Genomic DNA, 21,700 nt, shown 5'->3' on the forward strand with positions numbered 1-21,700 from the left:
TAATGTTAGGATGCCCTACGGGGAATACTGTGGACTAAAAACGACAGAACCTTGAAGTATAAATTTTAGGGTATAAACAGAGGTGAAGAGATGGCTCCAGTTATGCCATTGGTTATGATGCCGGAAGGCAAAGTGAGTAAGATCGTTTCTATTAACGCAGGCCGCTCCCTGATGAATCGGCTGATGTCCATGGGATTTATCGAGAACTCATTCCTTAAGATCAAAAGGGACAATATGGGCTCTCTTATTGTTGAACTCAACGGCTGCAGTTATGCACTTGGGAAGGGGATGGCTTCAAAGATTATGGTACAGGAATGCTCCGGCTGATCCATCCATCTTATCTAAGTCCGATCCATATAGTCTTTTTTCTTTCTTTGTTGTTTCGGATGCCAGGCCATACTCAAAGTACTAAAGGCCAGGAGCCCGGTACGCAAAAAAACATGAAAGAAAAGAAAGGAATTTTACCAGGATTCCCTTCTTACTTATGTGTAAAATATGCCACTATCCCTTTACCGACATCATCGATACGGCAGAATCCGAATCTCTCGAACTGGACCACATTGTCCAGCTCAGTAGCTATCTGTTTTTCGCCTATACCCCTGAATTCACCTTCCGGTGAGAGTACTGTAACAGGCATTCCGTTCACAGGTGCCCAGTGAATTATCTTCATTCTTTCTTTCTTTACAGATACAATGGAATCGTCCAGATAACGTGCCTGCAGAGGTTCCAGAGAAGTGATCTCAATATTGTAAAGATCCTTGAGCCTGATTCTGGACCCGATGCTTAGTTTTTCTGCATCCTCTTTACATACGTACAGTTTTGGACCGACCTCTATCTCACGGTTCCCACGGTCTTCTGCAGGATGCAGGGACGGTGTGGCAATACAAGGTTCTGTGCCTGTTATGTCAATATCAGTGGGATCCCACACAAAGAAATACCTGTTTGCCCCGGAATCGATAAGCTTCCGGTTCTCAGCATAGAGTGTGTCGAGACTGATGCTGATGTCCGTTTCTCCTACGCCCATGTCAAGCATGAATTTACGGATGGCTTCAGGTACAATACCACGTCTTCTCAGAGCACGTATGGTTGGCAGACGGGGATCGTCCCAGCCGGAATATTCACCCTCCTCGATGGCATGTCGCAGACCACTTGTACTGAACTTACCGAACTCATGTATCTTTACACGACCCCAATGAGTTGTCTTTGGATACTTCCATCCTAAATACTTGTAGATATAACCCTGGCGTTTCTCACTGTCCATCAGGTCCTTGCCCCTGATAATATGGGTCATGCCGAGTTCATGGTCCTCGATGGCACCTTCGAAATCCAGCAATGGCCATACGCAGTACTTATCAGCAATCTCCTGGCGGGGGTGAGGTGTCTTCACTATACGGAACGCGCCGAAATCACGCAGTGCAGGATCCTTGTGCTGTATGTCGGTCTTTATCCGCAGGACTGCTGATTTTTCTTCATACTCCCCCGAAAGCATTTTTTCCCAGTGCTTCAGGTTCTCTTCGGGACTGGCATCCCTGTGTGGACAGGCTTGTTTTGCATCTTTGCATTTCTTGAAATCCGCACCGTCACAGAAACATACGTATGCATGTCCCAATTTTATGAGCTTGTTCGCATAATCGTAATACAGGGGAATCCTGTCAGAAGCAATAACCACCTCATCCGGATCGGCTCCCAGCCACTTGCAGTCATCGATATACCAATCATATGCCTCAAGCATTGGGCGCTTTGTCTGCGGATCGGTATCATCAAAACGTATAATGAACTTACCGCCGTATTTCTTTACATACTCGGAGTTTACAATGATACCCCGGGTGCTTCCAAGAGTTGGCGGACCGTTGGGATTTGGAGCAAAACGCATTACAACTTCCTGCCCTTCTTCAACATCCAGCTCTTTCAAACCTTTATCGGGTTCCTTTTTGGTGCAGAGTTCTTCAATAAGCTCGGGAGCTATCTGTTCAAGCCTGGCCTGCCATTGCTCCGGAGTTTCTTTTGCAACCTCGGTAAGTATTTCCAGGATAAAGGGAGTTACTTCCTTTGCTTTGGAACGCAGGTGAGGGCATTCCCCCATAACGCGGCCCATAACAGCTCCGATCTGCGGGGGCTGCCCGTATTTTACAGCATTCTGGAGGGCATACTTCTCTACTGTCTTTTTGTCATCCTCGGTTAATGTCATCTCTATTCTCCGCAAAGATAGAATCTTGATTAAGATAGACCATAATATGTTTACTGTACACAGTTCAATAGGTGAATTATAAGAACCTGACTTAAATGTGCGCTCACAGGGGCTTGCATATTTCCCTTATGCGGGCTGCCTTGGAGATGACATCACAGATATCGCTTTCAAAATCAGACATGAACTGCTCCACAGCATCACCTGGAACAGCACCGGATGACGAAGGCTTGATCAGTTGTTCCTGCTCAAGGACGCGAAGGGAATAACGCACTTTATGAGTAGGCATGCCTGTTTCCTCTGCAAGCTTCAGTATCCCGATAGGACCGCGTTCTACTACTGCTCTTAAGACCATTAAATGGCGTTCTGCAAGTTCCAGTTCTCTGTTAATCTGATCGAACAGCATTATGCAACCTCGTTCCCTAAAATACCAATACCTTCGATTTCCACTTCCACAAGATCGCCGGGATTGAGCTCGCCAACACCGGGAGGGGTGCCTGTTGCTATTATATCGCCGACTTCCAGTGTCATTATACCGGATATGAATTCTATCAAATAAGGCACATCAAATATAAGATTGGATATATTCGAATCCTGTCTAATCTCCCCGTTGACCCGTGTTTTTATGGGTGCATCATCAGTTTCAAAATCCTCTGCCGGGACAATGAAAGGCCCGACTGGTGCAAACGTGTCAAAACTTTTTGATCGGGTCCATTGCCCATCTCTGTTCTGGAGGTCCCGGGCTGTTACATCGTTGAAACAGGTGAATCCGGCGATTACGTCGCTGGCCCGTTCATAACTTATGTTCTTACATCTCTTGCCGATGATTACCGCAAGTTCGGCTTCGTAGTCCACTTTTTTACTGGACCTCGGATAGTTGATCTTACCTCCATGTCCGATCAGGGCAGAGGTAGGTTTAAGAAAAAGAACAGGTTCTTCCGGAACTCTCATACCAAGTTCAACAGCATGGTCATGGTAGTTCAGACCCACGCATACGATCTTTGTGGGAATGCTTGGCGGAAGCAGCTCAAGATCTTCCAGTTCATAGGTTTTCCCGTCACTGTCATGAGAATTGACAATTCCGTTACTTACTTCTCCGTAGAAGACTTCATCGGAATACTTGAACCGGCCGAACATTAATGGACTCTTTGCTTTCATTCTAGATAAGGATAGATGTTATTTAGCCAATATGATGCAAACTAAACTCACTTACTTTGCCGGGACAGGAATGCCATTATCCACTATTCATGCCTGCATATACCGGCTGTTCCTGTCATGGCAACGGTACAATAACACGTCTTTTCAGATCAACTCCAGGAGTTTGAATGCTATAAGTATTGCAACGATTCCGACAATCCAGAACTTGATAGTTTCATTCAAAGGTATCCTGATATCCACATTTTTGCTGACGTCAGATTCGCCGGCTTCAAAAGATGTTATGTTATTAGAATGTGATCGATCAGAACCGGTCCCTTCTATCTCCCTTATCTCTTCCCTCGCTGGATGTGCGGTCTGTTCACGTAAGGCCTGCTCGCAAGCAGTTTCAGGCCGGGTATCGGAAGTGATAATGTTTTCAGTATTCTCTCCTGTATCGGAAAATGAAGCAGCCACTTCTTCTTCTTCTTCTTCTTCTCTCTCTACTTTTACACCGGAAACTGCAGCAAAGGTCACTTCATGTCCTGCTTCCTGAGAAGTTGCTTGTGAAAACCTGCTGTTTTCTGTTGCTTCTCCAAAGAACGTAGTATCATCTTTGTTTTCTTCTTCCTGATTGGAACTCCGACTGGAAAAAATTGACTCGTCGCCGGTCGGGGGAGTGAAAACAGTCTCCTCGTTCTCTGGATTATCAGTCACCAGTTCTTCGTATGTTTCTGCTTCTGAATAGGTATCATCGGCTATCGTGACCTCTGAAATGTCATGGTTCTCACCCGAAGATATGAGAGGTTCCAAAGAATCTGTTTTCTTTCCTATCATGTCCTGGTAGTCAGGATCGATCTCTACTGCATGATCGAAACTACTTTGTGCATCATTGAAACGTCCCATTTTTTCCATTACCCTGCCTCTTCTGAACCATGCCTCGGCGTTATAAGGGTTAGCGTCCAGGGATTTTGTATAGTATTCGATCTGTTTATCCGGGGTCCTGGCATTTTCGGCCATCTCGAACCAGGTTTTAGCAGCTTTTAATTTCTTTTTTGTTTTGACTTCATCCATCATTCCCATAATAACACCTTGATCAGTAAACATGGATCATATTCTGAATAACGATCTGAACCGGAAGAGAATTTTTATTGTTGTAAGTAATTATATAATGTTATATAAATAATTACTTTAATCTCATTTTCTAAGATATTCTTTGTCTTGATTTTAAATTACCTTATCACAACTTATTTCTGATATACTTCCGACTAGAATCAAGAGAACGCAGGAGACAGTAAGATGAAAGAACCTGTATCTGAAGATCACATAAGCGAAATGGAGAGGATACAGCTCCTTGTAGCATTGAATGCCCGCCTTTTTCATGAAAAAAGAGCTCACAGATAAAGACCGCGATCTGATTGACAACTGTACCTCCTATATTAAAGAAAAGACAAAAGAAGATAAGCTTGAATTAAAAACCGGAAATCTGACAAGAGATGAAGCAAAACAACTGTTCGATGAAACTGCGGGACTGATGAGGGCAATCATGGACCTTAAAGACATAGAAGAGGATACGGCAAGAATTAAACGAAAAGAGTTTCATGAAGTCTTTTCACGCGAGAAGGTTGCTGAAGCACGAAGATGGTTACAGCTCTCAAAAGGTATTGTTTAACGCCAAATAGCACATCTGCCTATTGATCCTGATCTTTTTCATTATCCGGTACCACATATTCAAAAGACCACATCGGTAACCCTTTCACCTCTGTGTTCTCCAAATGCTCCATTTCATGAGCGGCGTAATAGGCTGAAGGACCAGTGAACATAACAACGTTCTCAGTAGTTTCCCGGATAGATATCTTTTTTTTCTCGGTGCTTACACTTGCCATCAGGATCTTCCTGGCTCTGAGGGTTATGGAATGGGGCCTTGTGAGTAATACCCTCGCGTCCATGTTGCCACATTTTTCCAGCCGGTTCACGTTTCCCTCTTTAGCGACTACTTCCGGGTCTATTAGCAGATATATATCTTCAACAGTGTTTCCAGTCTTCGTTTCCTGGTCGTAGGGCGTATAAACCCTCATAACAGAGATACTTTTCAGATGTTCCGCTGAATAACTCCATGCCCCTCCTATTTTCAATGAGAGCAGCATCGGATAGAAGGCGTCTCTGGGAAGGTCGAACTTGCTGAAAATAGCTTCTTCCCTGGCATTGAACACCAGCATAGATCTCAGGTCACTTACTTTCATGGTTGCCGGAGATATTGTAAATGAGAGATTAATACTTTGGCGATACACAAAGGTCGCACGGTTAGATGAGTCTCCGGTCTGTCAAAGCTACCTGATACACGTATCCGTAAAACTTTGTTATAGGCTGCATGGCCGTAATGATGTACAGCCCCGGATTGTAGTAGGATGGAAGGTTTATACGTGCTCTTTTTTTCTTCCCTGATGTGTCAGGAGCGGTCATTGACCACCTTCTTCTGTTACTGACGCAGGAATGTTCCCGTTCGCAGAACTATCCCCTGACTCTGTAATGTTATCCATCTCTGAAAGGTTTTCGGAAAAAGTCTGTTCGATCGTTCCCAGTGGAGTATCAAAATACATTACTCCTTCAATTGTCCACACTACTTCGCCTTGTCCCAGTGCACTGAAGATTGCAGAGGGCACCAGGGTTGGTTGTGCAGTAAAGTTTGTTGATGTTCTCCTTCCTTCATCCGGAGGAATTTCTACAGGTTCCTCAAAGCTTCCATTGCCAATACTCACATCATTAGCATAGACAGTATAATTCATTCTCTCAAGCCTGGCAGTGACATCGTTGGGATTGTAAATGTCCAGGGTGAGGTTCAGTTCGACCACATCTGAACTGAATTCATTTACCCCGATATTCCTGACCGTGATTTCTGTGTCTTCTAATGCTCTTATCTGCTCTTCTCTTGTCTCGCAGCCCATAGTTGCAATACTTGCCAGCAGAAGCAGGACGACCAATCCGCTTCCCAATAAGATATTTTTCACTTTAAAGCGCTCCTCGCATCTATCTTTTCATCTGTAAAAAAGATTATTGCATCACCTTAAATCATATTAGGAAACAGTGGTCTTTGTTTGCTTTTCAGTCAGATATGTTTCTCTGGAAAAGACAGCCCGGTATAAATAAAAACAGAATACGTCAGTGAAGTTGTTAACTGTTCTGAAAGAAAATCTGGAAACTAAGTTTATATTCTACTACTTTCATAAGATTTATATCTACATAACGGAGCAGAGAGAATGAAGATCAGAATGGTAAAATGTAACGACGTAGGCATCAGCAACTGTGATTATATTGTTATGGGAGATGATATGGAAGAGGTTGAAAAGACTATGTTCGAACATGTTGAGAATGTACATCGTAGTCTGCTTGAAACTATGTCCCATGAAGAAGTTCATGACCTGAAGCACAGGATATCAGCTTTCCTTGGAAGAAGCTGTGGTTGCGGCCACCTCCCAAAGCCATAAGTTAAGAAGTACAGTAGTGTTCATGCGGCATAGATGCCTCACTGTTTCAATATATCCATTCCTGTCCGGGCATATATCTCAACTGCAAGGCATCTATTAAAGGGGGCTTACTTCAGACACAATTGTCCGAATAATTGTTAAGTAAATATTCTATAAGTAGCTATAAGGAAGATTGTTCCGAAACAAGGACTATTACTGTTCCTGTTAAGCCATTATACTAAAAAATCTTGATACGCCTGTTATTTTTGATATAGGCATAAGCATATATATTGTACGACATGAATATTGTATGCATTATGGGAGATGGTATTTTTGAAAGCATTGGTATTCGCAGCAGACGGCTTTGAAGACGTGGAACTCTTTTATCCGTACCACCGTCTGAAAGAGGAAGGAGTAGATGCGAGAATTGCATCTATGGAGAAAGGAAAGATCACAGGTAAGCATGGATATTCTGCTGACGTTCACGTAAGTTTTGCTGAAATTGATCCGGATGAATATGATATACTGGTGATATCCGGAGGTAAAGGCCCTGAGAAAATGCGCCTTGATGATCATGCACTGGAGATAACCAGACATTTCTTCCGGGAAAACAAACCAGTTGCGGCAATCTGCCATGGTCCCCAGGTATTGATATCTGCAGGAGTAATTCAGGGGCGAAAGGCGACAAGCTGGCCCGGTATTATAGATGACCTGAAAGCTGCCGGCGCAGAGATATTTGATAAAGAAGTCGTGGTCGATGGCAATCTGGTAACTTCCAGAAGTCCTCATGACCTCTTTGCATTCGGCAGAGAAATGGTCAGACTTTTGGGTAAAAAATAATCATTCTTAAAAAAAATCCAAAGCACTGGAGCGTTAATTCTCCAGTATTTCTTTCATGGTTTGCTCCACACCAAGGGCAACGCCTTCAACTTCAATTCCACCTTTGCCTTTTGCTCCGTCACCCACCACAAAAAGGTTCCTCACGGGCGTACTGTTAGTCAGGTCAGTTCCGGAAGATGACCTGTTCACAGGCCAGCCATTCGAATATGACTGGATGAGAAGCACTTCATAATTCTTGCCGGCAAAAATATCCTCAAGGTCCCGGAGTCCGAGCTCTATCTCTTTCTCAAGTTCGTCGATATCTCCTTCGCAAACACACTGATGCGACATTGTCAGGTGTTTCCCGGCAGGTGCAAGGGCAGGATCCATATTTGTTACTTCATTAATGCCATTGATCCTCTTTGCATATGGTGTTAGTAGTACACCTCCATGTCCTATGAGAGGTTTGTCCGAGGAAAGGCATATCTTGACACCTGCGGAAGGTTTCAGTTTTTTCGTTTCATTAATGTAATTCTGCATTTCTGTGCTTTCTGCATCACTGTCCAGCAGGTCGACCGTGGCTGAATGTCCGATATCACTGATTACCAGGTCGGAGATGTACTTCTGTCCTTCAGATACTACACCTTTGATTCCCCCGTTATCGGTCACTATCTTCGTGACCTCTGCAGAAGTGTGGATAATTCCTCCATTAGCGCGTATTATACCGGCAAGTGCATCCGTAATAGCCTTACATCCACCAAGAGGTACCCCTGCACCTCCGTATCTGTAGAGGTTCTCGATAATCTCGAAAGCCTCTTCCACAGGTACGTCTGAAGATCGGAGACTGAGTGCCCAGCCGAAAAATGAATCGGATATCCGATGACTCCATTCCTGTTCTATATGCTTTGTGCACCATTCATCAAAAGAGCCTTCTGTAGGTGGATTCTTCCTCGTATATATTATGTAGAAAGCAAGTTTTATACGATTGATCAGAGAGAAGGGTAACTTAAAATCCTCGAACAGCAGGTCTTTATGTCCGAACTTGTAATCTGTATCGCCTCTTTTTCTTGGTATCCTTATAACAGCAGCTGGTTTTTCACGTACGATTGTTACTTCCGCACCTACATCGTTCAGTAGTCTGGCAAGAGGTCCCGAGGGCCCGTGGGGTATCATATGCAACGCACCAGTTGATAACTGGAAACCTTTGTAAGTTATGTTCGTGAACCTTCCTCCTATCAGGGGGAGTTGCTCAAATACCTCTACATCATGTCCTGCCTTTGATAATTTAGCTGCGCTCAGGAGTCCACCCAGCCCGGAGCCGATGATTATTGCCTTCATATCATACCTCTATCGCCCTAACGGGGCAGTATGCAGCACAAACACCGCACTCCGTACAACTGTCTCCCATACTCGCCCTGACCCTTACGATGATGGCATCAAACTTGCAAAATGTGGCACACTGTCCACATCCAACACAACGATTACTTATTTTCATAGTACTTCACCGGACTTTGTTTATTATAAAAGGACTAACAATAAAAGCATTTTTGTCCGGACTGGAGTTCCGGATATATGATTGTATCTTTAACGGCTGTAATTTCTTATAATCTGTTCTTGCAACCAGTTATATTCGTCATTTCATATCAAATAATATTCCAGGTATGATAAAAGATAGAAAAATATATTATTATCTTCGATTATTTATATGTTCATGGACGAGGTCGATATTGCCATTTTAGAACAACTTTCCGGCAACTGCAGAAAACATAGTACTGTCATAGCCAATGAATTAGGCGTGGCCACATCCACGGTGCACAAGAGGATAGAGAAGATGCATGCCTCAGGTGTAATCAAAGAGTTCACCATAAAGGTCGATCCTGAAGTCGTCGGATTCAATATTACGACTTTTATCGGAATAGATCTCGAACCTAACAAAAGTGCAAGTGTTATCGAGCAACTGAACGGCATCGATGACATTCTGGAAATATATGAGCTTCTTGAGCCTTATGATCTGCTTTTGAAAGTAAAGACCTTTGATGTATACACCCTGAAAGAAAAAGTACTGGTTCCGATAAGTGGTATGGAAGGTATCAAAAAATCCGAGAGTATCCTGACAACGAAGTGCCATAAGGAAGAGAGCCTTTCCATACGCAAAAAGCCTCTTATTCCTTAGATGTAATGATTATTCATTATAATTACTCGGAACTTATTTATACTTACATGATAGTTACATTTTTGGTGATCAAATGCGAAAAGAACTGATCCAGGTGGTATCAAGGGATAATGGCGGACTGGTTTCCAAGAAGGTCAAGGCAGCACCTTATGAGTTTACCATTGCGACCCGTGCCAAGTGGGAAATGGTTATCTCTGATGAAGATATCGAAATCCGTGCAGGAGAATTCAAAAGGGTCAATGTGAAGGAGATTCTGCTTGAGCCTGATATGGTAGCAATTCCATGCACTTTTACACACCATGCAATCGTTTCATTGATAAAGGTGGGGGCTAAAGGCGGAGCAAAGCCTGTAGATAACGAACGTATCGTTAAATACGCATATGTGCTTGGTCAGGAAAACGGCAGGATCAGAGAAGGTGACCTGATCGCAGTGCTTAATATCTTCCCGATTATGTTCACCCGCGAAGCCCTGTCCCCTAAGGAACTAACTTAATCCGGAGGGTTAATTCATGGAAACCTGCTCTATTTGTGGCGACCTTCAGGACTTCAGGCACTATGAAGGGTACAATATATGCACCGTGTGTGTGGATATCATGGAGGATGTCATGGGTGAATACTTCGTGCACACTATCCGGAGAAACATTCCAAAGGCACATGAAGGTTACCTGAGATATCTTAATAGTACTACCAAGTATATCTCCGACTACAAAAAACTAACACAGAAGTCACACCAACATACCAAAGATGTCGGTAGCCGTGTATCGGAAGCTATTGAAAACAATAATAAGTATCCTTCTAAACAGCGTTATTTCGAACATATGCAGAAGGTACTCGACTGGTTAGAGAGCACACCGCAGTTCTATCACTACTACTTCAAAGAATATTATATGTGTCCTACCTGTGGTTCTTCGATCTTTGAGAAATATGCCCAGCACAAGCTCGGAGACTGGCTGGTCGTATCCTGTTCGGTATGTGATACCGTGATCAAGAAGTATTATTCACCGAAACATGTCTGATGCGCCGGTATCCGCAATATTCTTGAGAACAATGGACCTGCATCGGCCTGTATCCTTTTTTTTGGCCGCAGACCCCTGCCATTCTTTCTTTTATGTATATTTTTATCAAAATCACTTCACTTTATCATGCGACATCTGTAAGATCTCCTGATTTCGAGACATGCATATGCATATAGAATTTTGCTTCTTCTACAGGCACGGTAATATGCGAACGTGTGCACAGTTTATTTGTACCGTCAGACGGACCTGACTGAGAGTTTGTACGCAGACGCACAATCTGAGTAGCTCACAGAATTCCCGTTTTTTTATGTAAGATCGTTCCCTTTTTCAGGAGAAAGAACCGATATTAGGATGATTTGAATCTATGCGTAAATTCCTTTGATCTTTTTTACTCCGTTCCGCATTTCTGACTTCTATAGCCTTGATTGCCATAATTTAAATATAATGAATTAATATCAACTAAGTAGCCAACTCTATCTATTGAAAAATATGTCAACAGATGCGGTTTGATTCATTAAATTGTAGATATGCGTATATGAAAGATCACACAGAAGGTGTTTATACATATGACAAGTCTACGTAATAACTCTCAGGAGAATTGTTATGTCAGAAATAATCGATATCAGTAACATAATATATAGTTACATACCGGTTGCAATCATTCTTGTTGTGGCATTACTGATGCCTCCTCTGACCATGTTTCTTGTAAAGACGCTAAGTCCGAGGAGTAGATCTGCAGCAAAATATCAGACATATGAAGCTGGTTCGGTCCCTACCGGGGATGCAAGGATACAGTTCAATGTCGAGTATTATCTTTATGCCATTGCTTTTGTCCTTTTCGATATAGAAGTCCTGTTCCTCTATCCATGGGCTACTGTTTTCAAAGGACATGGAATTATGATGTTAGCAACCGTTGAAATGCTGGTCTTTATTTTTGTTGTATTGTTCGGTTATGTTTACCTGTTGAAGAAGGAGGCTCTTAAATGGATGAAGTAGAGCGATCTGAAGCTGAACAGGCTGAAGTTGAGCAAAACGAAAGCGAATATCAAGGATATGATGATATCCCGGGCGTCACACTTACCGACCGTAATGCGATAAGTGACTTTATTAAGAAGACTAAAGCCCAGGATGTACTCAACTGGGGACGGAAAAGTTCACTCTGGTTCATGGTAAACGCAATGGGGTGCTGTGGTGTGGAACTGCTTTCCACCGGTATGGCACATTATGATACCGATCGTTTCGGAATAATCCCCCGTAACTCCCCAAGACATGCTGACGTGCTTATCATCAGTGGATATGTGACAAAGAAATACCTGCCTGCACTCAAAAGAGTGTGGGACCAGATGCCCTCACCAAAATGGGTGATAGCCTTTGGGGACTGCGCCATCAGTGGAGGTCCGTTCTATGAGTCTTACAGTACTCGCCAGAACATAGATGAGATCTTCCCGGTCGATGTTTACGTTCCCGGCTGTCCGCCAAGGCCTGAGGCCCTTATCCAGGGATTTTTTGAACTGCAGAAAAAGATCGAAGCAAAGAAGGATAGAGGTACGGAGTATTGAGGTGACCCAATGGATGCTAATTCTATAATTGATTCACTTTACAGCCAGTTCCCTGATGACATCTATGATACGGATGTGGAATCGGATATCAGGGTCGTTGCAAAAGTGAAATCGGAAAATATAACAAATGTATGTCGGTATCTCAAGGAAAACCTGTCCTTCGGCCATCTCAGTTGTGAGTTTGGCATCGATTACCCTGACAGGGGTGAGATTCAGGTATTATACGTGATCGGCTCCTATGAGCACCCTGTGGTGCTTACCTTGAAGGCTGATCTTCCAAGAGACGATCCGCAGATCGAATCAGTTGTGCCTGTATACTGGAATGCCAACTGGTATGAAAGAGAAACCTACGAATTGTTCGGTGTGAAGTTTATCGACCACCCTGACCTTAAACCTCTTGTACTTCCGGAAGAGATGCTGGGTGAGTGGCCACTGCGTAAAGATTACAAAGGCTTCCCCAACAAGACAGCTAAGAACTTGGTGTGAGGATTCATTATGTTGGAAGAAAAAGTTGGACCTTCTGAAATGATAGTGCACCTCGGACCACAACATCCCATGTTGCCAGGGCCATTCAGACTGAACGCCAGGCTGAGAGGTGAAACTGTTGTTGATTCCGAGGTCGAGATGGGTTTCATTCACAAGGGAATTGAAAAGATCCTTGAGAACAAGACATATCTTCAGGGTATAACCATTGTTGACAGGATATGCTACCTTGCCGCACTGAGCAATGAAGAGGCATATGTTGGCTGTGTTGAGAAACTTGCAGGCATAGAAGTACCTGAGAGATCACAGTATATTCGTGTTATCGTTGAAGAACTTTCCAGGTTGCAGAGCCATCTGCTTGGCATGGGTGAATATGCTTCATTTGTTGGTTTTGTAAGTATGTTCATGTATACCATCAAGGAAAGAGAAGATGTACTGAGCTTACTTGACTCCATTACCGGAGCCCGTATTACTCACAGCTTCCTGCGTTTTGGCGGTGTAAAGGATGACCTGCCTGCAGGATTCAAAGATGATGTAAAGCGTGTTTTCCCCAATGTGAGAAAAGCAATCGATTCCTATGAGGATATGTATCGTACGGATGCCATCTACAAGGCAAGAACTGTAGGTGTAGGTGTGCTTACAGCTGATATTGCAAAGGATCTGGGAGTATCAGGACCACCACTCAGAGCCACAGGTGTCCCATTTGATATCAGGAAAGACGAACCTTATCTTGTTTATGAGGACCTTGATTTCAAAGTATGTACCGAGAAAGCTGGTGATGTATATGCCAGAATACAGGTACGTCTCGATGAGATGCGTGAAAGTATGTACATTATTGAGCAGTGTCTTGACCAGATTCCGGAAGGACCATTGTTCCCTGAGAACACTCCTTATGGTAAGAGGTCACCGGTCATGAGAATTCCCGCCGGAGAAGTGTATCACCGTGTGGAGGACCCAAGAGGAGAAATGGGATTCTATATGGTGTCCGATGGCTCAGATAAACCTTACCGTGTGAAGGTAAGAGGGCCGGTATATCCGACATTGCAGGCATTGCCCCCTCTTCTGAAAGGCGTCAAGGTTGCAGATATCGTGGCAATTGCCGGAAGTATGGACACATGTACCAGCGAGGTTGACAGGTGATTATTATGGAGTTACCGGAAATTCTTTTCAATCCTCTTGTAAGAGGTATTCTGGGTCTTTGTCTGATGGGTGGCATATTCCTCGGCGCTATGGCTGTCATATGGTTCGAGCGTAAACTCTCGGCAGACATCCAGCAGAGATATGGTCCTATGAGGACAGGTCCCCATGGTATATTACAGCTGGTTGCCGATGCTATCAAGTTGTTCTCAAAAGAAGATATTATCCCGAAGAATGCTGACAGGTTATTGTTCGTTTCAGCGCCTATCCTTCTGCTGGGCTCTATTTTCCTGATGCTCGTCGCAATTCCTTTCGGTGCTGTAGTAATAAATGGTATCACATATCCAATTGCAGCAACTGAGATGGATATCAGTATTCTCTATATTGAGGCTATGTCCGCGATCTCGATCGTAGGCATATTCATGGTTGCATACAGTGCGAACAACAAATACTCCCTTCTGGGTGCCTTCAGGAACTTTGCACGTATGATCGGATACGAGGTTCCTCTTGGTATTTGTATCGTGAGTGTTGCTGTCATGGCAGGTTCACTGAACATTGTCGAGATAGCTGAAGCACAGAGCCCTCTGTGGTTTATCGTAATGCAACCTTTAGGGTTTGTGGTATTCATTATCGCTATGCTGGCTGACATGGGACGTCTCCCGTTCGACCAGAACGAATCCGAAGAAGAACTGATCGCAGGATGGATCACTGAATACACAGGCATGAGATTCGGTCTTGGTTTCTTCGCAGAGTACATGCACCTTATCCTTGGTTCAATGCTCATTACATTGTTGTTCCTTGGAGGATGGAATTTGCCTGCTGCACTTACCGCAAACACGATCCTTGGCATTATCCTTCCAACTGCTTTCTTCCTGGGTAAAGTAGTTCTGGTAATACTGGGAATAATCATGCTCAGATGGGCTGTTCCAAGGTTCAGGATCGACCAGGTAGTAGATCTGAGCTGGAAGCGACTTCTGCCTTTATCCCTCCTCAACCTCGGATGGGTAATTGCACTGGGTCTGCTGGGGGTATGAATAAATGGTCATTAAAAATGTGATAAAAGCTATTAAGAACATTTACTTCGGCCCTCCTGTTACAAGAATGTGTCCGGAAGTACCCACAAAACTTGCAGACAGGTTCAGGGGCTTACAGAAACTTGACAAAAGCAAATGCATAGGTTGTGGAATATGTGCAAACACATGCCCCAACAACGCAATCAAGATAGTGAAGGCCCGTGTTAGTCCGGGCAGTGACAAAAAAAGATGGTTTCCCTCAATAGACATAGGCCACTGTCTGTTCTGTGGTCTTTGTATCGATCAATGTCCCAAGGATGCTCTTTCAAATACCAAGGTATACCTTACAGGCATAGTCCGCTGGAACCACGAGGACCTTCTGTTTACGCCGGATATGCTGGCAAGGGAAGTTGACATCAAAGCTGAGGAAGAAGCCGGTGAGGAGGTGAGCAGATGGACCCCACAATAGGTAACATCCTTGAACTTATCATTTTCGTGATTCTGGCATTCACAGCGATAGTGTTCTCATTATTCGTTGTGACTGCAAGTAATGTTGTAAGATCGGCAATTGCACTGGTAATAACGATGTTCGTCATTGCTGCTCTGTACATAATGCTGAATGCCCAGTTCCTGGGAGTTGCTCAGGTACTTGTGTATATAGGTGCGATCGGTGTATTGATCCTGTTCGCAGTCATGCTTACAAAAAAGGAGTTTGGCACAGATGTTGAATAAAGAAATAACGTTTAACCCGATGAAGATACTCACATCAGCGTACCACTTCTTCAGACCGCGTGCACTTGGAATAACGGTTGCGTTCCTGTTCCTGGCGGTTCTTATGGTATCAGTGTTCTTCACGAGCTGGCCTTCTGTTGACCAGCTACCTCAGAACCTGGAAGATCCGAGTAATATCGAAGGGATCGGAGTAATGATCTTCACAGACTTTGTGGTACCTTTCGAGATCCTCTCCATTGTATTGTTGTCCTCAATGATAGGTGCCATCTATATGGCAAAAGGGGATGATGCCCAGTGATACCCATAGAACTCTATGTAGGACTTGCAGTGATCATATTCACAATCGGTCTCTATGGATTCATGACACAGCGCAGTGGTATCCGTATGCTGATGTCTGTCGAACTCATGCTCAACTCCGCAAACCTCAATCTTGTTGCTTTCTCCAGCTACAATGCAGACCTCACCGGACAGGTGTTCGCTCTGTATTCTATCGCACTGGCAGCATGTGAGGCAGCTATCGGATTCGCGATACTTATGACCATCTTCAGGATGAGGGATACGATCAATCTCGATTCATTTAACATATTGAGGTGGTAAAAATGGCAATTGGAGATTTAGCATTCTTAATACCACTCTTACCTGCACTTGCCTTTGTGCTGACATTCTTCCTGGGGAAGAAACTGCCAAATGGCGGTGCGATAATACCAATAGCAGCGATCGCTACATCTTTTGTAATATCTCTGCTCATAACTTTGAACCTGCTTCAGAACCCCGGAGAGGTAATTACCCAGTCTTACAGCTGGTTTGCTATGTTTAATTTAGGTATCCTGGTAGACCCGCTTGCAGCTGTAATGCTTACAATGGTGACATTTGTCAGTCTGCTCATTCACATCTATTCAGTGGGCTACATGTCTCATGACAGGTCACAGTCCAGATACTTTGCTGAGACTGCACTGTTCACTGCATCAATGTTGAGCCTGATCCTTTCAGATAACATCCTGCAGCTCTTCATCAGCTGGGAACTCGTGGGTGTATGTTCATATCTGCTCATCGGTTTCTGGTACCAGAAGCCTGCTGCAGCAACAGCTGCAAAGAAAGCGTTCCTGACAACCAGGATCGGTGACGTTATGTTCCTTGCAGGTATCGTTATACTTTTCTCAGACCTCTTCAAGATATTCAATGGCACTATCCCTGATGGTGTCTTTATCATGAGATTCGACGAGATATTCGCTCACATTCCGGAACTTGCAGCAATGAATGCAAACATCCTTGGAATGGAAGTGAGCCACATTACTATTATCACACTGCTTTTCTTCGGCGGTGCAGTAGGTAAATCCGGTCAGTTCCCGCTTCATGTATGGCTTCCTGACGCAATGGAAGGTCCTACAACTGTTTCTGCCCTCATACACGCAGCAACAATGGTTACAGCCGGTGTCTATCTGGTTGCAAGAACATTCCCGATGTTCATAGCAGCTCCGGATACCCTGCTTGTGGTTGCATACCTTGGTGCTTTCACAGCGATATTCGCAGCGACCATGGGTATAGTGATGAACGACCTTAAGCGTGTACTTGCATACTCCACTATCAGCCAGCTCGGTTATATGATGCTTGGCCTTGGTATCGGAGCAGCGATTGGTGCAGAGGCAGTCGGTATGTCCATCTTCCACCTGATCAATCACGCATTCTTCAAAGCCCTGCTCTTCCTGTGTGCCGGTAGCGTTATTCACGCAGTGGGCACCCACGATATGAGGCAGCTTGGAGGTGTGGCAAAGGTCATGCCGATAACAGCGGCAACGATGATCATCGCAGCTCTTTCACTGGCAGGTTTTGGTATACCGGGAACTATCTTCGGTACAAGTGGCTTCTTCAGTAAGGATGCTATCATCGAGGGTGCATATCTTTTCGGTGAAAGCAGCGGAATGTGGATCCCATACGTACTTTCCATAGTTGCGGCCCTGCTGACGTCCATCTACATATTCAGGCTGATATTCATGACATTCTTCGGTAAGCCACGTACGGATTACGGAGGACATGAGTCTCATGCGTCAATGACGATACCACTCTCAATACTCGCACTGCTGGCACTCTTCTTCGGAGGTCTTACTTCCCGGAGGTTCAATGACTTTGTCAGCGAGACTTTTGGAAATAACTTTGTCAACATGAACATTCCTGAACTTGCAGAGATGGGAGGTTATCATCTTGCAGCCCATGTAGGACATGAGCCGGTGCTCATACTCTGGATGCCGTTGATAGTTGCAGTCGCAGGTCTTCTGATCGCCTACCTGATATACGGACTGAAAGTGGTCAACATGGATAACCTTGTCTCAAGGAACAACCCGGTTTACAAACTCCTTTACAACAGGTACTACCAGAATGCGATCTTTACAGACTTCATTTCTGTCAAGATCATCTACGAAGGATTTGCATTTGCAGTCCGTTCTATAGACCGTGGATTTGACTGGGTCGTTAACTGGATAAGTGATGTCACGATTGAGACCGGAGATTCACTCCGTCAGTTCCAGACCGGAGTGATACAGACCTACGCTACCGCCGTGGTGGCAGGAGTCGGTCTCCTGATAGTGCTTATCAAAGTGATTATGGAGGTAATCTAATGTTGCCGATACTATCTTTAATCGTGCTGATACCTCTGATATTTGCAGCACTTACCTTACTAACAAAAACAAAACAACAGGCAAGAGCAATGGCTCTTGTAGCTACAGTTGCAGTACTGGTACTCACGATGTATATGTACTTCAACTTTGACAGTACAATAGCAGAGAATCAGTTTGTAGAGATGTATCAGTGGGTTCCGTCCCTCGGTATTACATATCACCTTGGTGTAGATGGGATAGCAATGCCATTGATACTTCTCAATGCGATAGTGCTTCCATTCCTTATTCTCTTCACATGGAATGACGAAAGAAAATCACCCAACAGGTTCTATGCGCTCATTCTGGCAACAGAGGGTGCAGCCATCGGTGTCTTTGCAGCACTGGATTTTTTCCTGTTCTACATATTCTGGGAACTTACCCTCATACCGCTCTTCTTCATGGTGAGCATATGGGGCGGTCCTAACAAACACCACGCCTCCATCAAGTTCTTCATCTATACACATGTAGCATCCCTTGTAATGCTGCTCGGTATCTTCGGACTGTACTTTGCAGCCTGGGAAGCCACAGGAACACCAAGCCTGGACATTCCGTATCTGCTTTCACAGTTCCAGTTCATCGAGTCCGGCCTGATGAAGGATATGATAGTCCTTGCACTGCTTTTCGGTTTTATAGTCAAGTTGCCTGTGTTCCCATTCCACTCATGGCAACCTGATGCATATACCGAGGCACCTACTGCAGGCAGTGTGCTCTTTGTAATGCTAAAGATCGGTGGATACGGTATCTTCAAGATCGTGCTCCCACTGCTCCCTTTCACAGCATCACCCGGCCTTATGATCAATATACTGGCAGCTGTTGGTGCGATAAGCATAATATACGGAGCATTCGCTGCCCTTGCACAGAAGGACCTTAAGAGAATGATCGCCTACTCCAGTGTGAGTCACATGGGGTATGTTACTCTGGGTGCAGCCGGCATGGTCTCACTATCCGTTTCAGGTGCGATGTTCCAGCAGTTCTCACACGGGCTTATCATGAGTGTTATGTTCATGGCCAGCGGCGTTATCAACTCGACAGCAGGAACAAGGATCATGAATGATCTTGGCGGACTGGCACAAAGGATGCCAAAGCTGGCTGTAATTATGGTGCTGACCTTTATGGCATCCCTTGGCCTTCCAGGGCTCACCGGGTTTATTGCAGAGGTATCTGTCCTTGCAGGATCCTTCGTGAACCTGCCGGCATATGTGATAATCGCACTGCTTGCTATTGTTATTACAGCTGCATACCACCTGTGGGCCCTTCAGAGAACAATGTTCGGTGTATTCAATGAAAAACTGGGTACAATTGTCGATATCAATGGATATCAGACATTGTCTATGGGAATCATTGCAATACTCATACTGTACTTTGGACTTAATCCAAGTCCGGTGCTTGATATGATGTTGACAAATTCAGAAAACATAATCAGCCTGATGGCTGTTATGGGGGTGTGATTCATGGACCTGATGTTATTAGCTCCTGAACTTACCCTCGTAGTAACTGGCCTGGCTGTATTGCTTATAGGCCTTTTCATACCAGTTGGCTCAAAAAAGATACTGGGCTTCCTTGCAACTCTCGGTATCCTTGCTGCACTGGCACTGACAGTTACCAGCCTTGGAACCGAAGCGACAATGTTCGATGAAACATTGTCGATCGATGCGCTATCCCAATTCTTCAAGATAGTGTTCCTGGTCGTCTTGCTGCTGGTTTCGATCGCATCTATAAAATACACGGAAGGTAGTGATAACACAGAGGAGTTCTTCTCCCTGGCGATCTTCGCAACCATAGGAATGATGTTCGTTGCATCCGCAAACGACCTGATGGTACTTTTCGTGGCATTTGAACTTGCAAGTCTGGCAACCTATGCACTGGCAGGATTCGAGAAGAACAATCCAAGATCTATCGAAGCTTCAATGAAGTACTTCATGATCGGTTCCCTTTCGGCTGCACTCCTGCTCTTTGGTATCAGTTTCATCTACGGAATGACCGGTACCACCAGTATCCCGGCTATTGCAGCAAATGCGGGAGGACTTGTAACAAACCCGATAGGAATTGTTGCATTAGTTCTCATGTTAGCTGGCTTTGGTTTCAAGATAGCCCTTGTACCATTCCATATGTGGGCACCTGACACATACCAGGGTTCACCTTCAGTGGTCTCAGCCCTGCTTGCAGCCGGTTCCAAGAAGATGGGTATCGTTGCGGCATTCAAGGTCTTCATTATCGCCCTGATAGCCTTGCAGGCGGAATGGCAGATGGTGTTCGCAATCCTGGCGGTCGTGACAATGACCTATGGTAACGTTGTCGCACTGTCCCAGACCAGTGTCAAGAGAATGCTTGCATATTCTTCCCTTGCGCAGGCAGGCTATATCTCAATGGCATTCGTTGTACTGACACCCATGGCACTTGGCGGTGGTATACTCTATGCACTGTCACACGGTTTCATGAAAGCCGGAGCTTTCATCGCAACAGGAGCAGTAGTGTATATGGTACTTTCACAGAACAAGAATACTGAGAACCCTGACCACCTGGATAACTTCAGGGGCCTTGGCAGGAGAATGCCGATAACAGCACTCTCCATGACCATCTTCGTATTCGCTCTGGCAGGCATCCCGCTTACAGCAGGTTACATGAGCAAGTTCATACTGTTCTCATCAACCATACAGTCAGGGCTTGTCTGGCTTGCAGTAATTGCCATACTTAACAGTGCACTGTCACTGTACTATTATGCAAGGGTCGTAAAGTACATGTACTTCCTGCCGACAGATGCAGAAAGGGTATCAGAACCTCTTCCATACACGATCGCTCTGGCAGTAGCTGTCATCGGCGTACTTGCAATTGGTTTCTGGCCTGAGCCATTCGTCCACTGGGCAATGGAAGCAGCAAAGGTATTGATTCCCGGAGGAATATAAATGGCAGACTGTGATCTTTGTGGAGTAGCCCTCCCAACCCTTGTTCCTGTAAAGGTGTACAAACCCGGGTTTGCTGACTCATATCCACAGGGTATGTGGCAGGGTCTTTGCGAACAATGCGTAAGCGCCGCAATAAAGGCAAATCAGGAGAGCACCGGCACCGGGACTACCGGTACATGCCAGTTATGTGGCTCCGCAGAACGCCTGTTTGATGTGCATATCAGCAGACCCTCTTTCTCCAAAGGTGCAGAGGGGGATACTGTTCATATCTGCAAGAGATGCCTTAATTCAATTGAACAGGCCAAAGTTGAGTGGGATCGCGATAAGGCTACACACCCGCACGAACATATAACAGACTGAGCAAGTAAAGTCAAAATGAGCCGGCAGTGCTGTCGGTTCATGTTCTTTTTTATAAATATCTATCCTTACCG

At 44.7% G+C, this 21,700-nt stretch carries 29 protein-coding genes; 20 read left to right on the forward strand and 9 right to left on the reverse strand.

Annotated elements, in window-relative coordinates; genetic code table 11:
• The first annotated feature begins 90 nt into the window (after positions 1 to 90).
• Positions 91 to 327 carry a FeoA family protein gene (locus tag CUN85_RS04200; RefSeq protein WP_135389064.1) on the forward strand — a complete coding sequence of 79 codons (237 nt, stop codon included), beginning with the start codon at positions 91 to 93 and terminating at the stop codon, positions 325 to 327.
• A 151-nt stretch (positions 328 to 478) separates the two neighbouring features.
• Here the strand turns inward: CUN85_RS04200 and CUN85_RS04205 are convergent, their stop codons facing one another.
• The 4 genes from CUN85_RS04205 to CUN85_RS04220 form a co-directional block, all read right to left on the reverse strand.
• Positions 479 to 2,188, reverse strand: a complete 1,710-nt coding sequence (locus CUN85_RS04205) for a glutamate--tRNA ligase (RefSeq protein WP_135389065.1) — start codon at positions 2,186 to 2,188, stop codon at positions 479 to 481.
• Positions 2,189 to 2,291: 103 nt separating this feature from the next.
• The gene (locus CUN85_RS04210; protein ID WP_135389066.1) at positions 2,292 to 2,591 is read right to left on the reverse strand and encodes a hypothetical protein; all 300 of its coding nucleotides are present in this window, start codon (positions 2,589 to 2,591) and stop codon (positions 2,292 to 2,294) included.
• Positions 2,591 to 3,322 (reverse strand): fumarylacetoacetate hydrolase family protein, encoded by a 732-nt coding sequence (locus CUN85_RS04215; protein WP_135389067.1) that lies wholly within the window; start codon positions 3,320 to 3,322, stop codon positions 2,591 to 2,593. The genes CUN85_RS04210 and CUN85_RS04215 overlap by 1 nt, the downstream gene beginning before the upstream one ends.
• A gap of 165 nt (positions 3,323 to 3,487) precedes the next feature.
• Entirely contained in the window at positions 3,488 to 4,402 is a 915-nt protein-coding gene (locus CUN85_RS04220) for a tetratricopeptide repeat protein (RefSeq protein WP_167848785.1), read from the reverse strand.
• A 298-nt stretch (positions 4,403 to 4,700) separates the two neighbouring features.
• On the opposite strand from CUN85_RS04220, the gene CUN85_RS04225 reads away from it, so the two are divergent.
• Positions 4,701 to 4,991 carry a DUF5788 family protein gene (locus CUN85_RS04225; protein ID WP_235856191.1) on the forward strand — a complete coding sequence of 97 codons (291 nt, stop codon included), beginning with the start codon at positions 4,701 to 4,703 and terminating at the stop codon, positions 4,989 to 4,991.
• Positions 4,992 to 5,010: 19 nt separating this feature from the next.
• Here the strand turns inward: CUN85_RS04225 and CUN85_RS04230 are convergent, their stop codons facing one another.
• The 3 genes from CUN85_RS04230 to CUN85_RS04235 all read right to left on the reverse strand — a co-directional run bounded on the left by CUN85_RS04230 (position 5,011) and on the right by CUN85_RS04235 (position 6,327).
• Positions 5,011 to 5,562: a RimK/LysX family protein gene (locus tag CUN85_RS04230; protein WP_135389069.1), complete on the reverse strand. Its 552-nt coding sequence runs from the start codon at positions 5,560 to 5,562 to the stop codon at positions 5,011 to 5,013.
• Between the two features lie 61 nt (positions 5,563 to 5,623).
• A complete protein-coding gene (locus CUN85_RS12940; protein ID WP_167848786.1) occupies positions 5,624 to 5,782 on the reverse strand; it encodes a hypothetical protein in 159 nt (52 codons plus the stop codon).
• The gene (locus CUN85_RS04235; RefSeq protein WP_135389070.1) at positions 5,779 to 6,327 is read right to left on the reverse strand and encodes an LEA type 2 family protein; all 549 of its coding nucleotides are present in this window, start codon (positions 6,325 to 6,327) and stop codon (positions 5,779 to 5,781) included. The genes CUN85_RS12940 and CUN85_RS04235 overlap by 4 nt, the downstream gene beginning before the upstream one ends.
• 249 nt (positions 6,328 to 6,576) lie before the next feature.
• On the opposite strand from CUN85_RS04235, the gene CUN85_RS04240 reads away from it, so the two are divergent.
• Positions 6,577 to 6,804, forward strand: coding sequence for a DUF1059 domain-containing protein (locus CUN85_RS04240; protein ID WP_205804352.1), 228 nt, complete (start codon positions 6,577 to 6,579; stop codon positions 6,802 to 6,804).
• Positions 6,805 to 7,116: 312 nt separating this feature from the next.
• Complete coding sequence (locus CUN85_RS04245) at positions 7,117 to 7,623, forward strand: type 1 glutamine amidotransferase domain-containing protein (RefSeq protein ID WP_135389071.1); 507 nt, start codon at positions 7,117 to 7,119, stop codon at positions 7,621 to 7,623.
• A 33-nt stretch (positions 7,624 to 7,656) separates the two neighbouring features.
• On the opposite strand, the gene CUN85_RS04250 is transcribed toward CUN85_RS04245, so the two are convergent.
• Positions 7,657 to 8,940 (reverse strand): phytoene desaturase family protein, encoded by a 1,284-nt coding sequence (locus tag CUN85_RS04250; RefSeq protein WP_135389072.1) that lies wholly within the window; start codon positions 8,938 to 8,940, stop codon positions 7,657 to 7,659.
• A 1-nt stretch (position 8,941) separates the two neighbouring features.
• Positions 8,942 to 9,097, reverse strand: a complete 156-nt coding sequence (locus CUN85_RS04255; protein WP_135389073.1) for a 4Fe-4S binding protein — start codon at positions 9,095 to 9,097, stop codon at positions 8,942 to 8,944.
• 216 nt (positions 9,098 to 9,313) lie between these two features.
• Here CUN85_RS04255 and CUN85_RS04260 point away from each other — a divergent pair, with 216 nt between their 5' ends.
• From CUN85_RS04260 to fpoO, 16 genes are all read left to right on the forward strand, one after another.
• Positions 9,314 to 9,775, forward strand: coding sequence for an Lrp/AsnC family transcriptional regulator (locus tag CUN85_RS04260; RefSeq protein ID WP_135389142.1), 462 nt, complete (start codon positions 9,314 to 9,316; stop codon positions 9,773 to 9,775).
• Positions 9,776 to 9,848: 73 nt separating this feature from the next.
• Positions 9,849 to 10,268, forward strand: a complete 420-nt coding sequence (locus CUN85_RS04265) for a DUF22 domain-containing protein (RefSeq protein WP_135389074.1) — start codon at positions 9,849 to 9,851, stop codon at positions 10,266 to 10,268.
• 16 nt (positions 10,269 to 10,284) lie between these two features.
• Positions 10,285 to 10,791, forward strand: coding sequence for a hypothetical protein (locus CUN85_RS04270; RefSeq protein ID WP_135389075.1), 507 nt, complete (start codon positions 10,285 to 10,287; stop codon positions 10,789 to 10,791).
• Positions 10,792 to 11,394: 603 nt separating this feature from the next.
• Positions 11,395 to 11,787 carry a F420H2 dehydrogenase subunit FpoA gene (gene fpoA / locus CUN85_RS04275; RefSeq protein WP_205804354.1) on the forward strand — a complete coding sequence of 131 codons (393 nt, stop codon included), beginning with the start codon at positions 11,395 to 11,397 and terminating at the stop codon, positions 11,785 to 11,787.
• A complete protein-coding gene (fpoB, locus tag CUN85_RS04280; protein ID WP_205804356.1) occupies positions 11,775 to 12,350 on the forward strand; it encodes a F(420)H(2) dehydrogenase subunit B in 576 nt (191 codons plus the stop codon). The genes fpoA and fpoB overlap by 13 nt, the downstream gene beginning before the upstream one ends.
• 9 nt (positions 12,351 to 12,359) lie before the next feature.
• Positions 12,360 to 12,836: a F420H2 dehydrogenase subunit FpoC gene (fpoC, locus tag CUN85_RS04285; protein WP_135389076.1), complete on the forward strand. Its 477-nt coding sequence runs from the start codon at positions 12,360 to 12,362 to the stop codon at positions 12,834 to 12,836.
• A gap of 12 nt (positions 12,837 to 12,848) precedes the next feature.
• Positions 12,849 to 13,973, forward strand: coding sequence for a F420H2 dehydrogenase subunit FpoD (fpoD, locus tag CUN85_RS04290; RefSeq protein WP_135389145.1), 1,125 nt, complete (start codon positions 12,849 to 12,851; stop codon positions 13,971 to 13,973).
• A gap of 5 nt (positions 13,974 to 13,978) precedes the next feature.
• The gene (gene fpoH, locus CUN85_RS04295; RefSeq protein WP_135389077.1) at positions 13,979 to 15,004 is read left to right on the forward strand and encodes a F420H2 dehydrogenase subunit FpoH; all 1,026 of its coding nucleotides are present in this window, start codon (positions 13,979 to 13,981) and stop codon (positions 15,002 to 15,004) included.
• Between the two features lie 4 nt (positions 15,005 to 15,008).
• Positions 15,009 to 15,452 carry a F420H2 dehydrogenase subunit FpoI gene (gene fpoI, locus CUN85_RS04300; RefSeq protein WP_135389078.1) on the forward strand — a complete coding sequence of 148 codons (444 nt, stop codon included), beginning with the start codon at positions 15,009 to 15,011 and terminating at the stop codon, positions 15,450 to 15,452.
• Positions 15,437 to 15,715, forward strand: a complete 279-nt coding sequence (locus CUN85_RS13495; RefSeq protein ID WP_135389079.1) for an NADH-quinone oxidoreductase subunit J — start codon at positions 15,437 to 15,439, stop codon at positions 15,713 to 15,715. The genes fpoI and CUN85_RS13495 overlap by 16 nt, the downstream gene beginning before the upstream one ends.
• Complete coding sequence (fpoJ, locus tag CUN85_RS13500; RefSeq protein WP_135389080.1) at positions 15,705 to 16,013, forward strand: F420H2 dehydrogenase subunit FpoJ; 309 nt, start codon at positions 15,705 to 15,707, stop codon at positions 16,011 to 16,013. The genes CUN85_RS13495 and fpoJ overlap by 11 nt, the downstream gene beginning before the upstream one ends.
• Positions 16,010 to 16,312 (forward strand): F420H2 dehydrogenase subunit FpoK, encoded by a 303-nt coding sequence (fpoK, locus tag CUN85_RS04315; protein WP_135389081.1) that lies wholly within the window; start codon positions 16,010 to 16,012, stop codon positions 16,310 to 16,312. The genes fpoJ and fpoK overlap by 4 nt, the downstream gene beginning before the upstream one ends.
• Positions 16,313 to 16,314: 2 nt before the next feature.
• Positions 16,315 to 18,327, forward strand: coding sequence for a F420H2 dehydrogenase subunit FpoL (gene fpoL / locus CUN85_RS04320; RefSeq protein WP_205804358.1), 2,013 nt, complete (start codon positions 16,315 to 16,317; stop codon positions 18,325 to 18,327).
• On the forward strand, positions 18,327 to 19,814 hold the full coding sequence (gene fpoM / locus CUN85_RS04325; protein ID WP_135389083.1) for a F(420)H(2) dehydrogenase subunit M: 1,488 nt from the start codon (positions 18,327 to 18,329) through the stop codon (positions 19,812 to 19,814). The genes fpoL and fpoM overlap by 1 nt, the downstream gene beginning before the upstream one ends.
• A 3-nt stretch (positions 19,815 to 19,817) precedes the next feature.
• Positions 19,818 to 21,269, forward strand: coding sequence for a F(420)H(2) dehydrogenase subunit N (gene fpoN, locus CUN85_RS04330; RefSeq protein WP_135389084.1), 1,452 nt, complete (start codon positions 19,818 to 19,820; stop codon positions 21,267 to 21,269).
• Positions 21,270 to 21,629, forward strand: a complete 360-nt coding sequence (gene fpoO / locus CUN85_RS04335; protein WP_135389085.1) for a F420H2 dehydrogenase subunit FpoO — start codon at positions 21,270 to 21,272, stop codon at positions 21,627 to 21,629.
• Positions 21,630 to 21,700 lie beyond the last annotated feature (71 nt).

Source organism: Methanolobus halotolerans (genome assembly GCF_004745425.1).
Classification (GTDB): Archaea; Halobacteriota; Methanosarcinia; order Methanosarcinales; family Methanosarcinaceae; genus Methanolobus; species Methanolobus halotolerans.